A 20,684-nucleotide genomic window follows, 5' to 3' on the forward strand; every position below is an offset into this window, starting at 1 on the left:
ATGGACCGCCTCCTGCTGGACCCGCACGCCGCCCCGGCCGAGGAGGCGGCGCTCGGGGCACTGCTGCGCTGCTGGCTGCGCGAGGTCGGCGGCCCGCGCGGCGACGTGCGCGCCACCGGGCCCCACCTGACGCTCCGCGTGGCGGGCACACCCGTGCGCGTACGCGTCCGCGGCGGCATCGCGCTGCGCTTCGACGGCCCGCCCGAGCAGCTGGCGGAGGGGCGGTGGCGGCCCCTGGACCTGCCCTCGCTCGTCGCGCTGGTGGAAGCGGAGCTGGACGGCGGCAACGAGGAGTTCGCCGCCCAGGTCCGCGCGGGACGCGAGGCGGTCGCGGCGATCCTCGCCGCCCGCGCGCGGGCCGTCCCGCCCGCCGACCCGTGGCTCGCCTCAGAGCAGGCGCTGGTGGCCGGGCACCCGTTCCACCCGGCGCCCAAGGCCCGCGAGGGCGACGGCTGGCTGGACTACGCGCCGGAGACGCACGCGCGGTTCGCCCCACGGCTGCTCGGCGTGCGCGCCGACCTGGTGGCCCAGGAGGGCGACACGACGGCTCTCGACGCGTTCGGCGGCGCGCCGGAGGGATACGTCGCGCTGCCCGCCCACCCCTGGCAGCTCGACCTGCTCGCCGCCGACCTGCGCGGGCCGCTCGCGGACGGGCGGCTGGTCGACCTCGGGCCCGGTCCCCGCGCGGTCGTGCCCACGTCGTCGGTCAGGACGGTCTACGACCCCGGCAGCGGCATGTGCCTGAAGTTCAGCCTGGACGTGCGGATCACCAACTGCGTGCGGAAGAACGCGTGGTACGAGCTGTCCGGCGCGGTCGAGCTGACCCGGCGGCTCGGCCCCGTCTTCGACCGGCTGGCCCGGCGCTTCCCCGGCACGCGGTGGCTGCCCGAGCCCGGCTACCGGTCGGCCGCCCTCGGCACCCGGCTGCTCGAAGGGCTCGGGGTGATCGTCCGTACCGGTCCGTGGGCGGTGTGCGGGCCGGGGACCACGCCGGTCCTCGCCGGCGCCCTGGCCGCCGGCGCGGACGGCGTCCCCGAGGCCGTCCTGGCCCGCCGCGCGGCCGACCCGGTCGCGTGGTGGGAGGCCTACGTCGAGCGCGTGGCGTATCCGGTGCTCGACGCCTTCTTCCGCCACGGTGTAGCGCTCGAAGCGCACGTGCAGAACGTGCTGGTCGGCTTCGACGCCGGCGGGTGGCCCGTCGAGGCGGTCTTCCGCGACCTGGAGGGCACCAAGCTGATCGCCGGCCGGCACGACCTGACCGGCCTGCCGGGCGCGGTGGCGGGCCCCCTGTCGTACGACGCCGCGCGCGGCTGGAACCGGGTCGCCTACTGCCTGTTCGTCAACCACCTTGCGGAGGTCGCCGCCACGGTGGCCGACAGGGCGGCCGCCACGGTGGCCGACACGGCCGACGGCGTCCTGCGCGCGCTGTGGGCGGCCGCCCGGGAGACTTTGGGCCGCTACGTGGAGGACCACGCCGCCGGCCCGGCCGAACCGCTGACGCGGCTGCTGGCCGGGGCGCCGCTGCCTGCCAAGGCCAACCTGGGCGTGCGCTGGGCGAGGGCGGCCGACCGGACCGCCGGATACGTGCCCGTCCCGAACCCGCTCGGCGTGGAGTGCGTGGCGGAAGGAGAGCGCCGATGAGCATCGAGATGCCGGTGGGCATGGCTCAGGTGGACGTGGTTCCGGTGGGCGTGGTTCCGGCGGGCGTGGTTCCGGCGGGCGTGCGGAAGGTCGCCGAGTCGCTGGACGACATCCCGGCCTACGTCTACGACCTGGCCGGGCTCGCCCGCCACGCCGCCGGCGTACGGGCCGCCCTGGCGGGAACGGAGATCTGCTACGCCGTCAAGGCCAATCCCGACCCGGAGGTGCTGCGCGCGCTCGCGCCGCACGTGGACGGCTTCGAGGTCTCCTCGGGCGGCGAGTTCGCCCACGTCAGGGCGGTGCTGCCGGAGATGCCGTTGAGCTTCGGCGGGCCGGGGAAGACCGGCGCGGAGCTGGCCCTCGCCCCCTCGGCGTACCGCTGGCACGTCGAGAGCCCGGCCGAGCTGCGGCGGATGCGGGAACCGGCGGACGTGCTGCTGCGGGTCAACCTCGACGTAGACGTCACCGGCGCGGCCCTCACCATGGGCGGCGGCGCCACGCCGTTCGGCATGGACCCCGGCGGGATCGCCGAATGCCTGGCCCTGCTCGGGTCCTCGCCGGTGCGGCTGCGCGGCCTCCACGCCCACCTCGCGAGCGGCCTGGCCGCGCCCGGCCTGCTCGCGCTCGCCGAGGCCGTCCTGACGTACGGCAGGAGCCTCGGCCTGCGCGAGTTCAACCTGGGCGGCGGCATGGCCGTCTCCTACACCCGGCCCCGCGATCGGTTCGACTGGGCGGCGTACGGCGCGGGCCTGCGGGGGCTGGCACTGCCGGGCGAGACGCTGCGCGTGGAGCCGGGACGCGCCCTGACGGCCTATTGCGGGTGGTACCTCACCACCGTGCTCGACGTGAAACGCGTCCACGGGGAGCGCTTCGCCGTCCTGTCCGGCGGCACACACCACCTGCGGACCCCCGTGACGAAGGGACACGACCAGCCGTTCGCCGTGCTCCCGGGGGGTGGGGAGGGCGAGGACGGGCCGGTGACCCTGGCGGGACGACTGTGCACCCCCAAGGACGTCTTCGCCCACCGCGTCACCGCCTCACTCGCCGTCGGCGACGTCGTCGCCTTCGCCATGGCCGGGGCGTACGCGTGGAACATCTCGCACCACGACTTCCTCATGCACCCGAAGCCGGCGTTCCACTACCTGGGGTGAAGGGCTACCAGGACAGCGTGAGCGTGCCGTCGAGGACCTTGGCGGAGTTGGCGAGGCGGGCCTGGTTGAGCGCCTCGACGACGCCGAGCCGTGCGCGGTTCCGGTCGATGACCCGCCTCTCGGCCTCGACGAAGACCGTGCGGCGCACGTCGGAGTAGCCCGTCTCGGCCCGGCATCGCGCGTCCGCGACCGCCGTGTCGATCTCGGCCCGCGTGCCGCGCGGCTTGGGGGTGTGGCCGATCGAGTCGTCGTTGACGGTCGAAGCCCAGCGGGGGTCTCCGAGGGCCTGGTCGGTGCTCCGGTAGTCGAAGCCCTCCGACCTCATGCAGTCGCTCCACTCGCGCTCGGCCGCCGCGATCCGGGGGTCCTCGAGGGCGAGGTCGGTCGCGCTGTCGACATAGCGCGGGACCTCGTCGTCGTCGAACCTCTTGCCGGCGTCGGCCGGGCCCACGCCCCGCGCTCCCCGGTTCAGCAGGGCGTCCGCCTTGGCCATGCACCCCCCGGGCGGCACCGTCCGTCCGTGGAACCGCCGGACCTTCCCTTCCAGCACGTAGAACTCCTCGTCCGTCACGGAGTACGACGGAATGCCGGTCATCTCATCCGGATTTCGCCTCTCCCCCAGATATCCCGATTCGGCGGAGTGGCGGGGATCGAGCCACCGGAGAAGATCGACGTTGCGCAGGTCGGTCACCGGTTCGACGGCGGGCAATCGGAAGTCGATTCCGACATGCCGCATGCATTCCTCCATCAGCATGAACCGGGCTCGTATCACCTGGGCACGATCCTTCGCACCGAGACTGTAGGCGTCCAGAGGGAGGGTGAGGTCCGGAGGATCCACCGCCGCCGAACATCCGGTCACCACCGCGACACAGGCCGCCGCCATCGCCATCCGCAAACCCGGCATAGGCCATTCATAGCCGATCATGAACAGCCTGCGTCAGTGAAAGAGGTAATCACTCTCGCGAAAAAGTCCGATCCCGTCGCGAGACATTTGCTGCAGGTGCGTCGCCTATGACCGATTCACAGAGCCGGTTTTCCCCTTCCCGGTAGGGCTTTCCTTCACCTCGTCACCCCTACCGAGGAATTTCCCTCCCATCAATCCGCTGTTACTTTCCGTGGCGATCCGGAAACGATCCGTACCATCAATGGAGGAGCAGGAGAGGATGGCGACATGGCCCTCACCAAGCCGACCAAGCGCGACAGGCACGACCGCCCGGTCCCACAGAAGCAGGACGATCCCGTCCCGGACGATCTCGTCTCGGACGAGTACGAGCCCCCAGAGGCCGGGAAGCCCGAGGAGCCCCAAGAGCTCGCTGACGAGGTGCTGCACCTGTGCATGCAACTCAACGACGCCGGTTACCGGGCGGAGATTCGTCTCGGGCAGGTCGTCGTGAGCCCGTGGATGAGTGAGGAGACCAACGAGATCATCGACCGGGTCTCAAAGCTCCTGCTGCCCTTGGGGATGGCGAAGGGCTGGCGCTTCTTCTGCAACTGGGCGGTCCACATCCCGCCGATGCTCGACCATCGGCTACCCGACCTGCTCGTCCTACCTCGGAAGGCCGAGCGGCTCGATCGGATGCGGGTGCACGGGCGCAGCGTCCTGCTGCTCGTGGAGGTGTGCTCTCCCGGCACCCAAAAGGTCGACTGGCAGGAGAAGCCGCTCGACTACGCGCGGGCGGGCGTGCCGCTCTACCTGATCGTGGACCCCGTGACATCTCCGCGAAGGGTGACGCTGATGAGCGATCCCCTCTCCGACCTGAAGCCCCTCGACTACCACCGGCAGGCGTACCGGCAGATCGTCACGGCGGAGGAGGGCGAGGCCCTGGAGCTGCCCTGGCCCTTCGGGATCAAGATCGAGACGAGCGCGCTCTTCGATCAGGTGGTCAGCCCTCAGGAACCCGCTGAATGAGCGTGGTGAGGCCGTCCGCGTCGAGGAGGTCCACGGGGCGGACGGTCTCGTTCGAGCGGACGTAGTGGAAGGCCGCCCCGACCTTCTCCAGCGGCACCCCGGCCAGCGCGGCCCAGGCCACCCGGTAGGCCGCGAGCTGCACCGACGCGGTCTCGGCGGCCCTGCCCTGCGGCCGTTCGCCGGTCTTCCAGTCGATCACCACGTAGCCGTCGCCCTCGCGGAAGACCGCGTCCATCCGGCCGCGCAGCAGGCGGTCGCCGATCATGGTCTCGAACGGGACCTCCAGGTCGACCGGCTCACGCGCGGCCCACTCGCTCTCCTCGAACCGCTCCTGCAGCTCGGCGAGCTGGACCTCGGTCTCCGACAGCTCGTCGTCGGCGGCGCCGGGCAGCTCCAGGTCGTCGATCAGGCGCTGCTGGCCCCAGCGCGACTCCAGCCAGCGGTGGAAGGTGGTGCCCCTGCGGGCCAGCGGCGCGGGCTTGCGCGGCACCGGCCGCCGCACCTGCCGGGCGAACGCCGCCGGGTCCTGGGCCAGCGTGACCAGCGACGACACCGACAGCCGCGACGGCAGCTCCACGACCGCCCCGGCCCGCCGGCGGTTCGTCTCCCGCTCACGCAGCAGCAGGTCGGTGTCGCGCGCCCAGGCCCGCATCCGCTCCCAGTCCCGAATTTTGAGCAGGACCTGGTCGTCGGCCGCCGCGGAGGCGACGCCGGTCATCGCCTCCTCGACGAGGCGGGCGCCGTCCTCGACGGCGGCAGGCACCTCGATCGACGGCCAGTCGGCCGAGGCGGGCTCGGCGAGCAGCGGATTCACGGCGTCTTCCGTGTCCTCCGCCTCGCCGGCCCAGCCCGCGACCTCGGCCCCGGCGTCCCGGATCTCCTCCAGGAAGCGGGACGGCGCGAGCGGCCTGGACGAGGTGCCCCAGCGGTAGCCGCTGGCGATCAGTAGGTAGTGCGCCCGGGTCACGGCGACGTACGCCAGGCGCCGCTCCTCCATCAGGTCTCGGTCGCGGCAGCGCTCGTCGAACTCGGCCAGCGCCTCCTTCTCCAGCCCGGCAAGGGCCGGCAGGTCCGCCGCGTCGCCGCGCAGTGGGTACGGCAGCTTGCGGGGGTTCTCCGTCCAGCGTGAGTTCGTCACCGGCGCCGCGGGGAACAGCGTGCCCTTCGTCGGCGCTCCGTCCTTCGTCGTGAGCTCCGACAGCCCCGGCACGATCACGACCGGCCACTCCAGGCCCTTCGACGCGTGCACCGTCATCAGCTTGACCGTGTTGCTGTCGCCGACGCGCCCCGCGTCCAGCCCGAACTCTTCGCTCTCCGCCGCCTTGAGGTAGGCCAGGAACGCGCCGAGCGTCGGGTCCTCGGAGTCGCCGGCGAACCGGGCCGTGGCGTCGAGGAAGGCATCCAGATCGGCCCGGGCGGCCAGCGGACTTCCGCCGCGAGCGGCCACCTCGACATCGAGCCCGAGCCTGCGTTCGATCTCGCTGACGAGGTCGGGCAGCGGCTGCCCGGTGCGGGAGCGCAGCAGGCGCAGCTCGCGGGCGAGCACGGGCAGCCGCTCCCCTGCGGCCGGGGAGAAGTCCGCCAGCCAGTCCGGCCGGTCCGGCAACTCGTCCAGCGCGTCGATCAGGCTCCCACGCTCCTCGGCGAGGTCGGCGACGACCTGGTCGAGCGGGTCCTGCGGCCGCGGCTCGCCTCGGCCGCCGCGAAGCTCCCTGTTCAGTTCGCGGGCCCTGTCGCCGAGCAACTTCAGGTCGGCCGGCCCGATCCGCCAGCGCGGCCCGGCGAGCAGCCGGACCAGCGCGTCACCGGCGGTGGGGTCGTAGAGGACCCGCAGCGTCGCCACGATGTCGGCGACCTCGGGCACGATCAGCAGGCCGCCGAGCCCGACGACCTCGACCGGGATGTTCCTCTTCTCCAGCTCCCGGCGCAGCGCGGGGAACTGGGACCGCTTGCGCGCCAGGATCGCGACGTCCTGCGGCTGCAGGACAGGGCCACGCCTGCTCCGCTCACCCTCGCTCCAGGGCAGGCCGTCGGGGGCGTGCCCGCTCCCGAGCAGGTCCCCGATCTGTCCGGCGATCCACGCCGCCTCGTCCTCGGCCGTACGGTGGAACGCGCACCGCACCCGCCCGCGGCCCGCTCGGTTGCCGCCCGGCACCAGCACCGGGACCTGCCGGGCCTCCCGGCGCAGGGGCGTCTGGATCCGGGCCGCCACGTCGAGCACGCGCTGGCCGTTGCGGAAACTGACCGACAGCTGCCGCACCGGCGCGGGCTCCCCGGAGGCCGTGGGGAAGTCGCGGGGAAACCGGGACAGATTGCCGGCCGACGCGCCGCGCCAGCCGTAGATCGACTGGCAGGGGTCGCCGACCGCGGTCACCGGGTGGCCCCCGCCGTACAGAGAGCGCAGCAGCACGAGCTGGGCGTGGCTGGTGTCCTGGTACTCGTCCAGCAGGACGACCGCGAACCGGGACCGCTCCGACATCCCGACCTCCGGATGCCGGGAGGCGATCCGCGCGGCCAGCGCCATCTGGTCGCCGTAGTCGATGACCTCACGGCTCCGCTTCAGCCGCTCGTACGCCTCGACCATCGGCAGCAACTGCTCGCGTACGGCCTGGGTCTCCACCGGCTTGCGCTGGTCCTTCACGATCCGCCCGGTGAGCGAGGCCAGGCGCTCGCGCAGCCAGTCGCCGACCTCACGCACGTTCTCGGGGCCGCACAGGTGCTCGGCCATCTCCCCGGCCAGCTCCAGCACCGCGGCCGTGACGGTGGTGGGGGCGTAGTCGACCCGGTCCATCGGCCCGTCGTACCGCCCGACCACCCGCGCCGCCATCTGCCAGGCGACGGCGGGGGTGACGAGCCGCATGGTGGGCTCCAGCCCCTCCCGCAGCGCGTGGTCGGTCACCAGCCGGGCCGCGTACGCATGGTAGGTCGAGATCGTCGGCTCGGAGTCGAGCACCTGCGGGTCCTCGACGACACCGGCCTCCGCCAGCCCGGCCAGCCGCTGACGTACCCGCTCGGCCAGCTCGGCGGCCGCCTTGCGGGTGAAGGTGAGGCCGAGGATCTGCTCGGGCCTGGCCACGCCGTTGGCCACGAGCCAGACCACCCGTCCGGCCATCGTCTCGCTCTTGCCGGACCCCGCGCCCGCCACGACCACCATCGGCTCCGTGGGCGCCTCGATGACCACCGCCTGCTCGGGGGTGGGAGTGCGGATGTCCAGCCGTTCGGCGAGCTGCCCCGGCGTCAGCACACCTGGCCCCCCTTGTCGTTCACCGGGCAGGCGATTCTGGCCGCGCACGTGCGGCAGCCGTCGTTGACCGTGGCCTGGAACACCTTCGCCGACATGCCCGTCGCCACGGTTTTCACCAGTTCTTCGGCCCACCCGGGCTCCGGGTCGTCCGCGAGCGCCCCCTGCACCTGCTCCTTGGCCTCCTTGGTCCCCGCCGCCTTGCCCACGTGCAGGAGCGAGGCGCCGCCCGGCTCGGTCAGGCCGAGCTTCTCGAACGCCTTCAGCGTCGTGGCCAGCTGGTACACCCCGAGCTGCGGGTGCCGGCCGATCTCGCCGTCCTTCGGTTTGGAGGTGCCGGTCTTGATGTCCACGATGACCGCCCGGCCGTTCTCGTCGCGCTCGACCCGATCGACCCGGCCCTTGATGCGTACGCCGATCTCCGGCATCTCGACGGTGAACGCCTCCTCGGTCCTGACGAGATCGCGGTCGTTGTTCTTGTGCCACTGCACGAACCGTTCGACCATCTGCTCGGCGACGAGGCGCTGCTTGCGGTTGAACCACACGCCGCCGAAGTCCAGTTGGTCCCAGACATCGTCCAGCCGCCCGAACAGGTCGCTGCCGTCCTGCGTCGCCAGCACGGCGATCGCGTGGACCACGGTCCCGAGGCTCTGGACGACGCTGGTGTCGCGCGCACCCACCGCCGTCTCCAACACCCACCGCAGCCCGCACCTGGTGAAGCTCTCCACCGCCGAGGGCGAGATCTGCACCATGTCGTCCGGCCAGCCCAGCGGCCGGTCGTCGCTGATCGGGGTCAGCGCGTACCACTCGCCGGGGTTCGCGCCGGGCACCCCTGCCGCGGCGAGCCGGGCGAGGTGCGCGGCGGCGGCCCGGCGCAGCGACTCGGACCTCTGTGGGTCGCACACGACGGAACGCAGGTCCGCCACGAGCGCGGACATGCTCAGCCACCGGGCCCGGTCGTCGGTGGTGGCCGGGGCGACACCCTGCGGCAGCAGCTCGGTAAGGAACCGGGAGGGCCGTTCGTCGGTGTCCTCGCCGCCGACGGCGGTGACGACGAGCCTCCTGCGGGCGCGGGTCGCCGCGACGTAGAACAGCCGCCGCTCCTCGGCGAGCAGCTTGGAGGTGATGGTCGCGGCCGTCACCTTCTCGGTGGCCGCCTCGGTGCCCGCGACGAGTTCGACGAGGGCCTCGGTGCCGAGGAGCGAGCCGCGCAGGCGCAGGTCGGGCCACAGGCCCTCCTGCACGCCCGCGACCACCACCACGTCCCACTCCAGGCCCTTCGACCGGTGCGCGGTCAGGATCCGTACGGCCTCGCCCTCGGGGGCGGACTCGGCGAGCGTGTCGCCGGCGATCTCCTGGGAGGTCAGGTCGTCGAGGAAGACCTCGACCCCGGCCTTGGGCAGCCGGTCGGCGAAGCGGGCCACGTGGTCGAACAGGGCGACGACGGCGTCGAGGTCGCGGTCGGCCTGCGCTCCTCGCGCCCCGCCCGCGAGGCTGGCCTCCGTCCAGCGCTCCGCGAGTCCGCTGGCCTGCCAGATCTCCCACAGCGTCTCCTCCGCGCCCCGGCCGTGCCGTACGGCCTCGCGGGCGATCGCGATGAGCCGCGCGAGGCGTTCGGCCGGGGCCGCCACATGCTGCTCCAGGTCGACGCGTTCCCGGACGTCCAGCAGTGCGGCGACCAGCAGCTCGTCCGAGGGCCGCGCCGTCCGGGCGGCGGCCTCCGGACCGGCGACGCCGGACGCCGGTTGCTCGGAAAGCCGCTCGGTGTTCTCGGACTGCCCGGAATGCTCGGAATGCTCGGAATCCTTCGAGAGCGAGTCGTGCTCGGCGATCCGCAGGGCGCGGCGCAGCCGGCGTACGCCGATCATGTCGGTGCCGCCGAGCGGGCCGGTCAGCAACTCTTCGGCGGTCGCCACGTCGAGCGCTTCGAGCGCGGCGGGCGGGACGGGCTTCTTGTCGCGGGCCGCGAGCGACGCGGCGATCCGCAGCAGCGTGATCAGCGGCCGGACGCCGGGCTCCTGCACCAGCGGAAGCTCGTCGCCCGCGACCACCACGGGCACCCCGGCGGAGACCAGCGCCCGCCGCAGCAGCGGCACCTGCCGGACGGCGCTGCGCACCAGCACCGCCATGCGCGACCACGGCACCCCGTCGATCAGGTGCGCCCGCCGCAGCGTGTCCGCGACCACCGCGGCCTCCTGGGTGGCGCTGCCGGCCACCAGGACCTTCACCTCGCCGGGGTCGGCGTCCTCGACCGGAATCAGGTCGCGGTGGCCGCCCGCCCTGTTCTCATGACCCGGTACGGCCGGGAGGCGCTGGGCGACGCGGCGGGAGGCCTCCAGCAGGGCCGGGCCGCTGCGGCGGCACACGCGCAGCGCGACCACCGGGGCCGGATCGCCGTGCGGCGTCCTGAACCGGTCGGGGAACCGCATGATGCCCTGCACGTCGGCGCCGCGGAAGCCGTAGATGGACTGGTCGGGGTCGCCCACGGCGATCAGGTCGCGGCCGTCCCCCGCGAGCTGCCCGAGCAGGAACTCCTGCGCCGGGTCGGTGTCCTGGTACTCGTCGACCAGCACCAGGTCGTAGGCGTCCCGCTCGCGCCGCCGGACCTCGCCGTCGGTCAGCAGGCCGGCCGCTTCGCGGATCAGCTCCGAGTAGTCGAGGGCGGGCACCGGATCGAGGTCGAACCTGTCCTGGTAGCGGTGGGAGAACAGCCCGGCGGCCTCCCAGTCGGGCCTGCCGTGCTCGCGGCCCAGCCGCACCAGCGCGTCGCCGTACAGGCCGCGCTCGGCCGCCCGCGACAGGAAGTCGCGCAGCTCCTCGGCGAACCCGCGGGTCTTGAGCAGCTCCCGCATGTCCGGCGGCCAGTGCCGCGCGCCGTCCTCCAGCTCGCCGTGCAGCAGCCGCCGGATCTCCAGCAGCTGCTCGGGACCGGTGAGCAGGCGCGGCGGCGGCTCACCGGCCAGCACCGCCTCCCGGCGCAGCAGCGCGTACGCGTAGCTGTGGAAGGTGAGGGCCAGCGGGGTCCTGGTGGTCCTGCGCATCCGGGCGGTGATCCGCTCGCGCAGCTCGCCGGCCGCCTTTCGGCTGAACGTGAGGACGAGCACGCGCTCGGGGTCCACGCCCCGGCGCTCGACCCGGTCGACGACGGTCTCCACGATCGTGGTGGTCTTGCCGGTCCCCGGCCCGGCGAGCACGAGCAGGGGCCCGCTCTCGTGCCCGACGACGGCCCGCTGATGTTCGTCAAGCACGGGAGCCGAAGGGCGCCCCACCCCGCCACGCCGTACCAGACGGTAGTTCTGACCACTCACAACACAGCATTCCACCAGATCACTGGGGCAGATCGTGCCCGAACGCCCAGTACAACCGTTTACACAGCCAGACGACGACCGTAGCCGAAGCGAGACAAGGCACCACGAGAATCGGTGGAAGGAAGCACACGCTCTAGGAGGAAATCGAATTCGCCGTGTGCCGCCGGGTGACTCGGGTCCGGACGAGACCGATGAGCGAGGGACCGCCCCGCGAGCACCACAGGGCGATGACGGGATCGCAGATGGCGCAGCCGAAGGACGAGTCGTGGGCGAAGGGAATGATCGGGCTGCCCTTGAGGTGGTGGAGGATGTCCCACCCGGTGTGCAGCAGCCAGGCGATCCCGATGAACGTCCACGACTCCAGGCCGCGGTAGGCGCAGTACGCGACGAGGGCGGTGAAGGGGAACTCCCAGCCGCCGAGGCCCCCGCCGCCGAGGTAGGCGGCCCCCGCTCCGGCCACCATGATGGCGTTGAAGCGACGTCGGTGCGGTTCGGGGATCAGTGACATCAGCACGGCGTAGGCGAGGCCGATCAGGATCGGCATGACAAGACTCATGATCGTGCGGCTTTCTGGAATGGCTCTCGATGGCGCGAGCAGACGGCCGGCACTGCGAACGGTGACGGCGAACCCGCGTCAGAAAGCCAACCAGCCGGCCGGCGCCCCTTCCCAGGGGAATTGACGACACATGCCGACGGGATCCCGCCAGGCGCCGCGGCGAAATGCCGCGCCCCGGGCCACGTGGAGACGGGCCCGGGGCGTAGCAGGCTTACCGGCCAGGAGGAGAACCGCCGGAGCGGTCCGCCTACGCGGAGGGATGTGCCTTGTCAGGCACGCCCCCGAGGGGGACATCGCGCAGGCTCAGCAGCAGGAGGAGGGCGCAGCCGCCCACGAGCGCGATGTCGGCGACATTGCCGACGAACAGGCCGCCGTAGTCGATGAAGTCCACGACATGGCCCTGGGCGAAGGCGGGCGGGCGGAAGAGGCGGTCGAGCAGATGGGAGGTGGCGCCCCCGAGCAACGCACCCAGCACGATGGTCCAGGCCGGCGACCGCAGCCGCCGCCCGACGTGCAGGATGCCGGCGACCGCGGCGGCCGCCGTCAGGGTGAACACCCACGTCGCGCCCTCGCCGATCGAGAAGGCGGCGCCGGCGTTCAGCAACAGCCGCAACCGGATCAGCTGCGGGATCACCGTGATGCTCTCACCGCTGGAAAGCGCGGAGATCGCCCAGAGCTTGGAGGCCTGGTCCACGAGAAGAACCACCGCGGCCAGCACGAGCATCCGCCCATATGGCCGCATACCTGGTCTCGTCCCCTGCGAACCTCGTCCGTCCGACACCCCTACCTCGCAATCCGCGACGTTCTGCGGTCTTCGTCAGGACGTGAAGACGTGGTCGATGACGCGGGCGGTGGCCTTGCCGTTGTCGTGCGGCGCGTAGGTCCGCACGAAGGACGCGTAACGGTCGGCCAGCTTGGCGGTCACGGCGTCGATGTTCCGCAGGGCCTCGACGACCTCGGGCGAGGTCTCCAGGCGCGGCCCCGGGCGCTGTGACTCCAGGTCGAGGTACAGCCCGCGGGACGAGCGGTACTTGCCCAGGTCCGGCGTGAACAGCACGACAGGCCGCCCGGTCGCCACGAAGTCGAACATCACCGACGAGTAGTCGGTGACGAGCACGTCGGCGATCAGCAACAGGTCGGCGGTGTCGGGGTAGGTCGTCACGTCGATCGCGAAGCCGTCGTGCGCGTTCACGTGCGGGAAGGCCTGCATCATGTGGCCGCGCACCAGCACGACGTGGTCGGCGCCGAGCGCCCGCTTCGCGTCGGTGAGGTCGAGCTTGACCACGGCGTTCCTGCGGTCGTAGTCGCGGTAGGTCGGCGCGTACAGGACGACCCGCTTGCCCTCGGGGATGCCGATCCGGCGCCTGATCTCCGCGGCCAGCGCGTCACGGTCGCCGCAGACGAGTAGGTCGTTGCGCGGGTAGCCCGACTCCAGGATCTCGCCCTCGTAGCCGAAGGCCTTGCGCAGCACGCCCGACGCCCACGGGCTCTGCGACAGCAGCACGTCCCAGCCGCGCACCTCCACGGCCTGGCGGTGCCACACCGGAGGCCGGGGCTCGCGCTTCATGTGGGCCTGGTCGCGGCCGATGTGCTTGACCGGAGTGCCGTGCCAGGTCTGCAGGCACACCTGGTCTTCGCGGGTGCGGAACCACTGCGGCAGGAAGCCGTTGGAGACGACGTAGCGGGCGCGGGCCAGCGCCTCGTAGTGCTCCCGGCTGCCCTCGCGGACGACCGTGGGCGTCATGCCGTCGCCGAGGCCCAGCTCGCGCGAGCCCGGCGGCACGAACGCGCCGTCCCTGACGACCCAGATGTGCTCGCTCTCGTCGCCGCGCCGCAGCCGCTCCTCGTAGATGGCGCGCGGGTTGTCCGAGTACGCGCGGCCGTCGAAGGAGACGTAGACGGTGGCCTCGCGCAGGGGCCGGGCCCGCTCGGCGGGGTAGAAGGTGCGGCTGAGCGCCCAGACACCCGCCGCGCTCCGCTCGTCACCCGGCCGGTCCTCGGCCGCCACCAGCACCGGCACGTCGTAACGGGTGGCGACGAACCGGTAGACCCGGCCGCCGATGGCCCGCGGGCTCTCGTCCAGGGCGTCGAGGCCGGCGTGGTCGAACCGGGCGGGCACCATGGCGGGGCCGTACCTGCCGGGCGGGGCCACCGAGATGTTCCAGCTGCCCTCGGCCAGCGGCACGGCCGACCCGAAGCGGGGCATCGCGCCGGGCGACAGCCGCACGGTGAACCGGTCGCCGTCGCGCTCGACCGGCACGCGGATCGTGAGCCCGCCCCGGTGGCGCAGCACGAGCTCGCGCGGGCCCTGGTCGGGGTCGGGGTAGCGGCCGGTGAGCGTGATCGACTCGTCCTGCCACTCGGCCGAGGTGATGACGGGCAGGATCTTGTGGCCGGAGATGACGACCCGGTCGCGCCGGTCGCCCTGCACCGTCACCTCGCGCTCGCCGACGAGGAGACGGGTCTCCTCCGCGCCCTCCAGCATCACGGCCGCGGCCGGGTCGCCCTTGGGCTCGACCCACAGCCGCCGGGACTCCGCGTTGAGCAGGGTGCCGACCGCGAGCGACAGCGAGAAGCGGCTGCCGCCCTCGACCGGGGTGAAGTCGGCCGACATGCGGTGCCCGCCGACGCGGGCCTTGCCCTTGGTGATGGGCCGGCCCGGCAGGAAGCCGGTGAGCTCGACGCTGTCGCCGTTCAGCCGCACTCCGGTCAGCTGGGCGCGGGTCGGCTGGTAGACCACCTGCAGCGCCTTGTCGGATGTCCACACGGGCCGCAGCCACCAGCGCGGGCGCACCTGCAGCCCGGCCGGGCGCTCGGTGCGGCCGATCACCGGGCCGCGCAGCACGCCCTTGGCGCGGGCGGCGCGGCTCCAGATCACGATCTCGGCCCGCCAGGTGGTGGTGTCCTGGACGATGTGGCGGCGGCGCAGCACCCGCTTCGTGCCGCGCACCAGGGCCCGCACCCCGGCACGCCAGCGCAGGGAGAAGGGGTGCACTTCGGCCGTGAAGCCCGCCCAGTCGTAGTTGCACCCGGGCTCACGGGCCGCGTGGGTGGCCTCCGGGCGGTAGGTCCTGCGGGTCCTCATCCGGACCCGGGGCAGCCACCGGGGGCCGTGCAGCACGACCGTGGCGCGGTTGAAGCGGCCGCTGCGGACCGACAGGCCCGCGATGTAGGCGTGCCCGGTCACCCGCAGGCGGTTGCCCACCCAGGTGATGTCGTCGATCTGCGTGACCGGCACGAGGTCGGCGGCCCGCAGGCGCAGCAGCGAGGGGTCGGCGACCTCGACCGGCAGGTCGGCGTACCACCGCAGGCCCCGCCTGACCCGGCGGGAGGGCTCGGCCGCCGCGGCGGCGAGCTTGCTCAGTGCGTCGCTCTCGGCGAGCTCGCCCGGGTCCTGGGTCTCGATCAGGTGGCAGGCCACCCGGCGCCCGACCGGAAGCTCCCCCTTGACCTTCGGGTCGACCTCCGCGAGGTACGGCCGGAGCACGTCGATGGCTTGGCGGCGGCGGGCGGGCCCGCGCTTGGCTGCGGCGTCGAGGCGCAGACCGAGGGGACCGGCGATCGCCTCGCGGTCGACCTCCCGGCGCTGCGCGGGGCTGAGCCCCTCCGCGCGTACGAGCGCGACCAGCGCGTCTATCGGCTCGCCCCGGTCGTAAAGCTCCTGGACAGCCCGCAGTCGCTCGGCGACGGCATCGCTCGTGGGTGCGGGTGTCATACGGGAGGCACCACCCTTCGCCAGACCTGTGTTCAGAAAATGGTAATGCCCTCGGAACACTGCCGGACCTGACTCGCGCAAGCCTGTGGATTTCCTGTGAATCACCGGGTGACACCCCTGTGGCACGGGGTGACGAGCGGCACTACGCGGGGACGGAGACGCTCGTCCGACCGATCACGGTGCGGCTTGTCATCCCTCCGGTCAGGGCCGCGGGACGGCTACGGTGATGACCACGACGGTCAGGCGCGGCCGTCCCAGCGCGCCGCGCGCATGTCGGCCCTGGCGCCGCGGACCGGGGTGCCTTCGTCGCGCCAGTGGGCCAGGCACTCGGCCTCCAGGCCGGAGGCGGGGGTGCCGTCGGCGTGGATCACCCGCCACCACGGCACGGCTCCGCCCCATAGCGACATGACACGGCCGACCTGTCGGGGGCCGCCCTCACCGAGATATTCGGCGACGTCCCCGTACGACATCACCTTGCCGCGCGGGATCCGCTCGACCAGGTCGAGCACCCGCTCCGCGTACGGCGGCGGCTGGCCGCGGCCGTCCCTCAAGCGCTCCACTCGGTCGGCCCGGCCGCGATGATCTCTTCGAGCTTGCCGAACTCGTACGACGACGATCCGTTGATCTGCTCGACGACGCCGTTCCTGATGCCGTACGCCTCGCCGTCCTCGCCCAGGAGCCGGGCCCCCATGAGGTCGGTGAGACGGGCCAGCTGGGCGACCTGCCAGTCCGATCCCGGCTGGCCGAAGAGCCGGCCCGACCAGGTCGCGACCGGGTGCACGGAGTCGCCGTGGCGCGCGACGATTTCGCCCGCCTCGTGCGACCCGCGCAGCTCGAATCCGGCCTGCGCCGAGACACTCGCGAGTTCGGCGTAGGCGAGCGGTGCATCACGCTCTACGCGCAGCTCGTACCCCATGAGCCGCGACCTTAGCGAAACTTGACCCGGCCGTGTCACCGGAAACACCAACATCGGGAGTACCGCGTCCGAAATGCTGCGAAACGGCTGCCAACATGTGATCACCGGCATTCGGTTATCGGCGGAGCAGCGCGACGGCGCCGGCGCAGAAACCGCCTATTCCGAGCAGGACGGCGATGCCGTAGATCCAGAGCCTAACCGGATCCGGCCCCGGGCGCGCGGGGCCCTGCGAGACCGGGCCCTTGCCGAAGTGCGCGTCGTCCTGGACCGCCGAGGCGGGGCCGTATCCGGTCAGCTCTCCGGCCTTCCGCAGGGCCGCCGCCGCGTCCACCACTCCGAATCCGATTTTGTCGTCATAACCCGCGGACGGGTGAGGCCGGGAGGTCGAGGTCAGAGCGCGCGACACCAATTCCGGCGGCAAATCCGGATATTTCGCCTTTATCAGTGCAATAGTTCCCGCGACGATCGCGCTGGCCACTCCGGTCCCCGACACGGTCCCGTGGCGGCCGCCGGCGAGAGCGACCGGCACCCGGTCCCCCGGTGCGGCGACCAGGACCGAGAGGTTGTCGCTGCTGTCCGCGGTCTTGGCGCCCCGGCGGTCGACGGCGGCCACGCCGACCACCCCGGGGTAGCCCGCGGGAAAGGCCCAGTAGGAGGTGCCGTTCTGCCGGGCGTAGGGCGACCGGCCCGCGTCCCCCGCCGCCGCCACTAGCACGACGCCCCTGGCCAGCGCGAAGGAGACGGCGTCCCGCTCCGCGCGGTCCACGGCGTACACGGGGACGGGCAGGCAGATGACCTTGGCTCCCCGGCCGATCGCGTAGCGGATGCCGCGCGCGATCGGGCTGTCCTGCGACTCCCCCGCCGCGCTCTCGGGATCGACGGAGCCGCCCTGCGGCCGCCCGGCCACCACGGGCAGGGACAGCACCCGCGCCTCCGGCGCGACTCCGGAGATCCCCCCGCCGCGCCCACTCCCGGCGATCACGGAGGCCATCGCGGTCGCGTCGTCGCCCGAATTCACCGTCTCGTCGCCGAACATCGTGCCCGTCATGTCCGGTCCGCGCTCGACCCGGTCGCCCAGCTCGGGCACGCCGGTGTCGGGCTGCCCGGTGCCGAGCAGGGCGACGGTCACGCCCGCGCCCCTGCTGACCTTCCACGCGGCGGCGGCGCCGACGGCGTCGAGCGCCCACGTCGCGTCCTCGCCGCCCGGCGCCGCCGCCCAGGCCGCCGGCCCGGCCCCCAGGAGGACGGCCGTCAGCGCCGCGCAGAGAGAGGCCGGCCTCAGCACACGTTCCCCTGAGTGCAGCGGGGGACGTCCGGGGGCTCTCCGAGGGCGCGCGCGATGCGTCCGGCCACGGTCTCGGCCACGGGCCACATCTCGCTGTTCACCTGTTCCTCCAAGGGGACGGAGGCACGAGTCCTGCCGTCGGTGTACCCCGCTGTGGAGAAGACGATGTACGGCCCCGCGCCCACCCATCCGGTGCGCTGGCGCTGGACCGCGCCGAAGGTGTCGGTGACCGTGCCGGGGAAGGCCACCGGCCGTACGCCCACCCGGTCGTCCACGGGCAGCTCGCCGGCCGCGTCGGCGCGGGCCTGCTCGCTCGGCAGCACGGCGACGCCCACGGTGACGGCGAACGTCGAGGACTGGTCGACGTAGGTGGCGCGCAGCACGGCCTGGCAGCCGTACTTGCGCAGCACCGACGCCACCGGCGAGTCGACCGCGGCCGCGCACGCCGCCTCGGGGGCGATGCCGACCCGGTGCGCGTACTGCTGGGCGCGGCCGAGCGCCGTGTAGGGAAGCTCCTCGGGGAAGACCATCCCGGCGGGCCACGCGCGCCATCGGCGGGCCACGTCCTCGGCCACGTAGCGGGCGCGCTCGGCGTCCGTGAGCGGCCGGGACCTGTTCTCCTGGATCAGCCCGACCGATCCCAGCAGCACGTTCACCGCCGCGACGGCGAGGACGACACCCATGATCGTGAGGTAGAGCGAGCGAAACCGGACGCCGCGCTCGAGCTCGGCCCGTTCCCTGGCCGCCCGCGCGGCGGCGGCGCGCCCTCTGGAGGCCGTCCAGGGCCGCGCGCGGGCGCGGCGGGCTGACGCGCCGAGCGGCAGTGCCCGCGGGCCCGCCCGCCGGAGGCCGGACGGCGTCCGTGCCGTCTTCGGGGTGCGGGACTGCTCGGGCGGCATACCTCGATGCTACGTCGGCAGGCCCGTCGGCCAAGGAGCCGGCGGCAGCGCGTCGTCCTCCTCCCGCTGCCGTCTGCGCGCGCGCCGCGTGAGCACGAGCAGCACGGCCAGACCCGCGCCGGAGCCGGCGAAGGCGCCGAGCGCGATGCCGCCGTAGAGGAGGATCGCCCCGGTGTCGCGCTGGACGACCACGATCGGGTCGTGGTCGTCGGTGGCCGAGCGGACGGGACGCGAGGGGCTCTGCACGCCGGCCCCCGACGCCGTGGCGCTGTGGCGGGCGAGGGTGGCCGCGACGCTCAGCGCCCGGTGCGCGTTGACCACCCCGAATCCGGTGCCGGTGTTGTACGGCCCCCGGCGGGCCGGCGACGACGTGAGCGCCTGCGCGACCAGGGCGGGCGACATGCGGGGGTAGCGCGACTTGATCAGCGCGGCGACGCCCGAGACGAGCGCGGTCGCCTGGGAGGTCCCCCGGCCGACCCAGTACTCGTCGCCCGGCCCGGCCCCGAGGACGTCGACGCCCGGGGCGGCCACCATGACCGAGGAGTTGCGGTTGGAGAACGAGGCCCGCCGCAGCGTGGACGTGACGGCGGCCACCGAGATCACGCCGGGGATCGAGGCGGGGTAGGAGTACGGCGCGGTCCGCTTGCCCGCGCCGTCGTTGCCCGCCGCGGCGACGAGGACGACGCCCTTGGAGATCGCGTAGCGGATCGCCGTGCGCTCGTCCTTCGTCGGCATGTCCTTCGACAGCGACAGGTTGATCACCTTCGCGCCGTGGTCCACGGCGTACCGGATGCCCTTGGCGACCACGGCCTCGTACCGCGTGTCGGAGTTGAACGTGCGGAACCCGGGCTCCTCGTCCTCCAGGATCACCCGCACGGACAGCACCTTGGCCTCCGGCGCGATGCCGATGATGCCGTCGGCGCCGCCCGGACCGTGCCCGTGCCCGGCGATGAGCGAGGCCATGTACGTGCCGTGCAGGCGCACCGGCTGCACCCCGCGCGGGTTCGCCCCGACCGTGAAGTCCCTTCCGGTGACAACCGACCCGGCGAGGTCGCGGTGGTCGGGATCGACGCCGGAGTCCAGGACCGCGACGGTGACGCCCCTGCCCTTGGTGAGCCGCCAGGCGTCGTCGACGTCGAGGGTGCGCAGCACGTCCTGCTGGCTGAGCCGTACGTCGTCGGCCCTGGCCGGGCCGGTGGCGAGGAACGCGCCGGCGGGCGGGGCGAGCAGCGCCGCGGCCGACGCGGCCAGGACCTTCCGCCGGAGCGCGGTCAGCACCGCCACTCCTTGGCGGTGCAGTCCGGGGACGCCGGGGCGGTGAGGATCGCGCCGACCTCCTCGGCCAGGTCCTCGGTGAACGAGAACATGGTGTCCCGTTGCTCCCCGAGCGCACGGGCCGGACGCCCGTCGACCTGCCCGGCCGTCGTCATCACGAGGTACGGCCCGGCCGCCCGCAGGGTCAGCGCCTGGCGTCCGCCCGCGGTGAAGCGGTCGGTCACCGTACCGGGGAACGCGAGGGCGCGCAGTCCGGGGGCGGCCGACCCGTCGCTCGGAAAGATGGGGATGGCCGAGCGCGCCCCGAGCGCGTCGGGGAAGGCCGCCACGCCGATCGTCACCACGATGCCCTGCAGGGCGTCGAGGTAGGTGGCCCGCAGGATCGCCCGGCAGCCGGCCGCCCTCATCTGGCCGGCGATGGCCGCGTCGACGGCGCCGCGGCAGTCGGTGCGCGAGGAGATGCCCACCCGCCGCGCCAGCTCACGCCCGCCCTGCTCGCTCGTGTACACCAGCGTGGCGGGGAAGATCCGGCCGGCCGGCCAGCGCTCCCACCGCAGCGCCGTCTCGGCCGCCTGGGCCTCGCGCAGCTCGGCGACGCTCGGTCCTCTGGTCAGTTCGGCGACGGCGGCGCTGGCCGCGATCCCGCCCACGATCGCGAAGACGAGGGTGATCGCGGAGGCCACGGCCACGGCAGGCCAGGTCCGCGTCTCGCCCACTGCGCCTCCGTCCCGTCGTGGCCTCCCTCCTTCAGTGACCTTAACGCGACCTACCGACCGGCATCCCCACAA

At 73.2% G+C, this 20,684-nt stretch carries 15 protein-coding genes; 3 read left to right on the plus strand and 12 right to left on the minus strand.

The annotated features are described in order from the left end of the window. Both HHX41_RS23345 and HHX41_RS23350 read left to right on the plus strand, forming a co-directional pair. Window positions 1-1,641 carry an IucA/IucC family siderophore biosynthesis protein gene (locus HHX41_RS23345; RefSeq protein ID WP_182907726.1) on the plus strand — a complete coding sequence of 547 codons (1,641 nt, stop codon included), beginning with the start codon at window positions 1-3 and terminating at the stop codon, window positions 1,639-1,641. Continuing rightward, window positions 1,638-2,792, plus strand: coding sequence for a type III PLP-dependent enzyme (locus tag HHX41_RS23350; RefSeq protein WP_259401237.1), 1,155 nt, complete (start codon window positions 1,638-1,640; stop codon window positions 2,790-2,792). Before HHX41_RS23345 ends, HHX41_RS23350 begins: the two co-directional genes overlap by 4 nt. Before the next feature lie 4 nt (window positions 2,793-2,796). On the opposite strand, the gene HHX41_RS23355 is transcribed toward HHX41_RS23350, so the two are convergent. Next, window positions 2,797-3,528 carry a hypothetical protein gene (locus HHX41_RS23355; RefSeq protein WP_182907727.1) on the minus strand — a complete coding sequence of 244 codons (732 nt, stop codon included), beginning with the start codon at window positions 3,526-3,528 and terminating at the stop codon, window positions 2,797-2,799. Between the two features lie 435 nt (window positions 3,529-3,963). Between HHX41_RS23355 and HHX41_RS23360 the strand changes: the two genes are divergently transcribed. Continuing rightward, window positions 3,964-4,701, plus strand: coding sequence for a Uma2 family endonuclease (locus HHX41_RS23360; protein ID WP_182907728.1), 738 nt, complete (start codon window positions 3,964-3,966; stop codon window positions 4,699-4,701). On the opposite strand, the gene HHX41_RS23365 is transcribed toward HHX41_RS23360, so the two are convergent. From HHX41_RS23365 to HHX41_RS23415, 11 genes are all read right to left on the minus strand, one after another. Beyond that, on the minus strand, window positions 4,676-7,945 hold the full coding sequence (locus tag HHX41_RS23365; RefSeq protein ID WP_182907729.1) for an ATP-dependent DNA helicase: 3,270 nt from the start codon (window positions 7,943-7,945) through the stop codon (window positions 4,676-4,678). The two genes, HHX41_RS23360 and HHX41_RS23365, sit on opposite strands and share 26 nt — an antisense overlap. Next, the gene (locus HHX41_RS23370) at window positions 7,939-11,190 is read right to left on the minus strand and encodes an ATP-dependent DNA helicase (protein ID WP_310742137.1); all 3,252 of its coding nucleotides are present in this window, start codon (window positions 11,188-11,190) and stop codon (window positions 7,939-7,941) included. The genes HHX41_RS23365 and HHX41_RS23370 overlap by 7 nt, the downstream gene beginning before the upstream one ends. Window positions 11,191-11,383: 193 nt before the next feature. Continuing rightward, window positions 11,384-11,794 (minus strand): DUF6010 family protein, encoded by a 411-nt coding sequence (locus HHX41_RS23375; RefSeq protein ID WP_259401238.1) that lies wholly within the window; start codon window positions 11,792-11,794, stop codon window positions 11,384-11,386. Window positions 11,795-12,053: 259 nt separating this feature from the next. Then, window positions 12,054-12,548, minus strand: coding sequence for a signal peptidase II (locus HHX41_RS23380; RefSeq protein WP_169987151.1), 495 nt, complete (start codon window positions 12,546-12,548; stop codon window positions 12,054-12,056). Window positions 12,549-12,623: 75 nt separating this feature from the next. Further along, entirely contained in the window at window positions 12,624-15,521 is a 2,898-nt protein-coding gene (locus HHX41_RS23385; RefSeq protein WP_182907732.1) for a CDP-glycerol glycerophosphotransferase family protein, read from the minus strand. Window positions 15,522-15,760: 239 nt separating this feature from the next. Beyond that, window positions 15,761-16,072, minus strand: coding sequence for an MGMT family protein (locus HHX41_RS23390; protein WP_211592978.1), 312 nt, complete (start codon window positions 16,070-16,072; stop codon window positions 15,761-15,763). After that, entirely contained in the window at window positions 16,069-16,437 is a 369-nt protein-coding gene (locus HHX41_RS23395; protein WP_169987157.1) for a hypothetical protein, read from the minus strand. Before HHX41_RS23395 ends, HHX41_RS23390 begins: the two co-directional genes overlap by 4 nt. A gap of 115 nt (window positions 16,438-16,552) precedes the next feature. Further along, window positions 16,553-17,722: a S8 family serine peptidase gene (locus HHX41_RS23400; protein WP_182907733.1), complete on the minus strand. Its 1,170-nt coding sequence runs from the start codon at window positions 17,720-17,722 to the stop codon at window positions 16,553-16,555. Continuing rightward, window positions 17,716-18,621, minus strand: a complete 906-nt coding sequence (locus HHX41_RS23405; RefSeq protein ID WP_249350716.1) for a hypothetical protein — start codon at window positions 18,619-18,621, stop codon at window positions 17,716-17,718. Before HHX41_RS23405 ends, HHX41_RS23400 begins: the two co-directional genes overlap by 7 nt. Before the next feature lie 9 nt (window positions 18,622-18,630). Further along, complete coding sequence (locus HHX41_RS23410; protein ID WP_182907734.1) at window positions 18,631-19,899, minus strand: S8 family serine peptidase; 1,269 nt, start codon at window positions 19,897-19,899, stop codon at window positions 18,631-18,633. Beyond that, the gene (locus HHX41_RS23415) at window positions 19,893-20,612 is read right to left on the minus strand and encodes a hypothetical protein (protein WP_169987162.1); all 720 of its coding nucleotides are present in this window, start codon (window positions 20,610-20,612) and stop codon (window positions 19,893-19,895) included. Before HHX41_RS23415 ends, HHX41_RS23410 begins: the two co-directional genes overlap by 7 nt. Window positions 20,613-20,684: the final 72 nt, after the last annotated feature.

Source organism: Microbispora sp. H13382 (assembly GCF_014161445.1).
Classification (GTDB): Bacteria; Actinomycetota; Actinomycetes; order Streptosporangiales; family Streptosporangiaceae; genus Microbispora.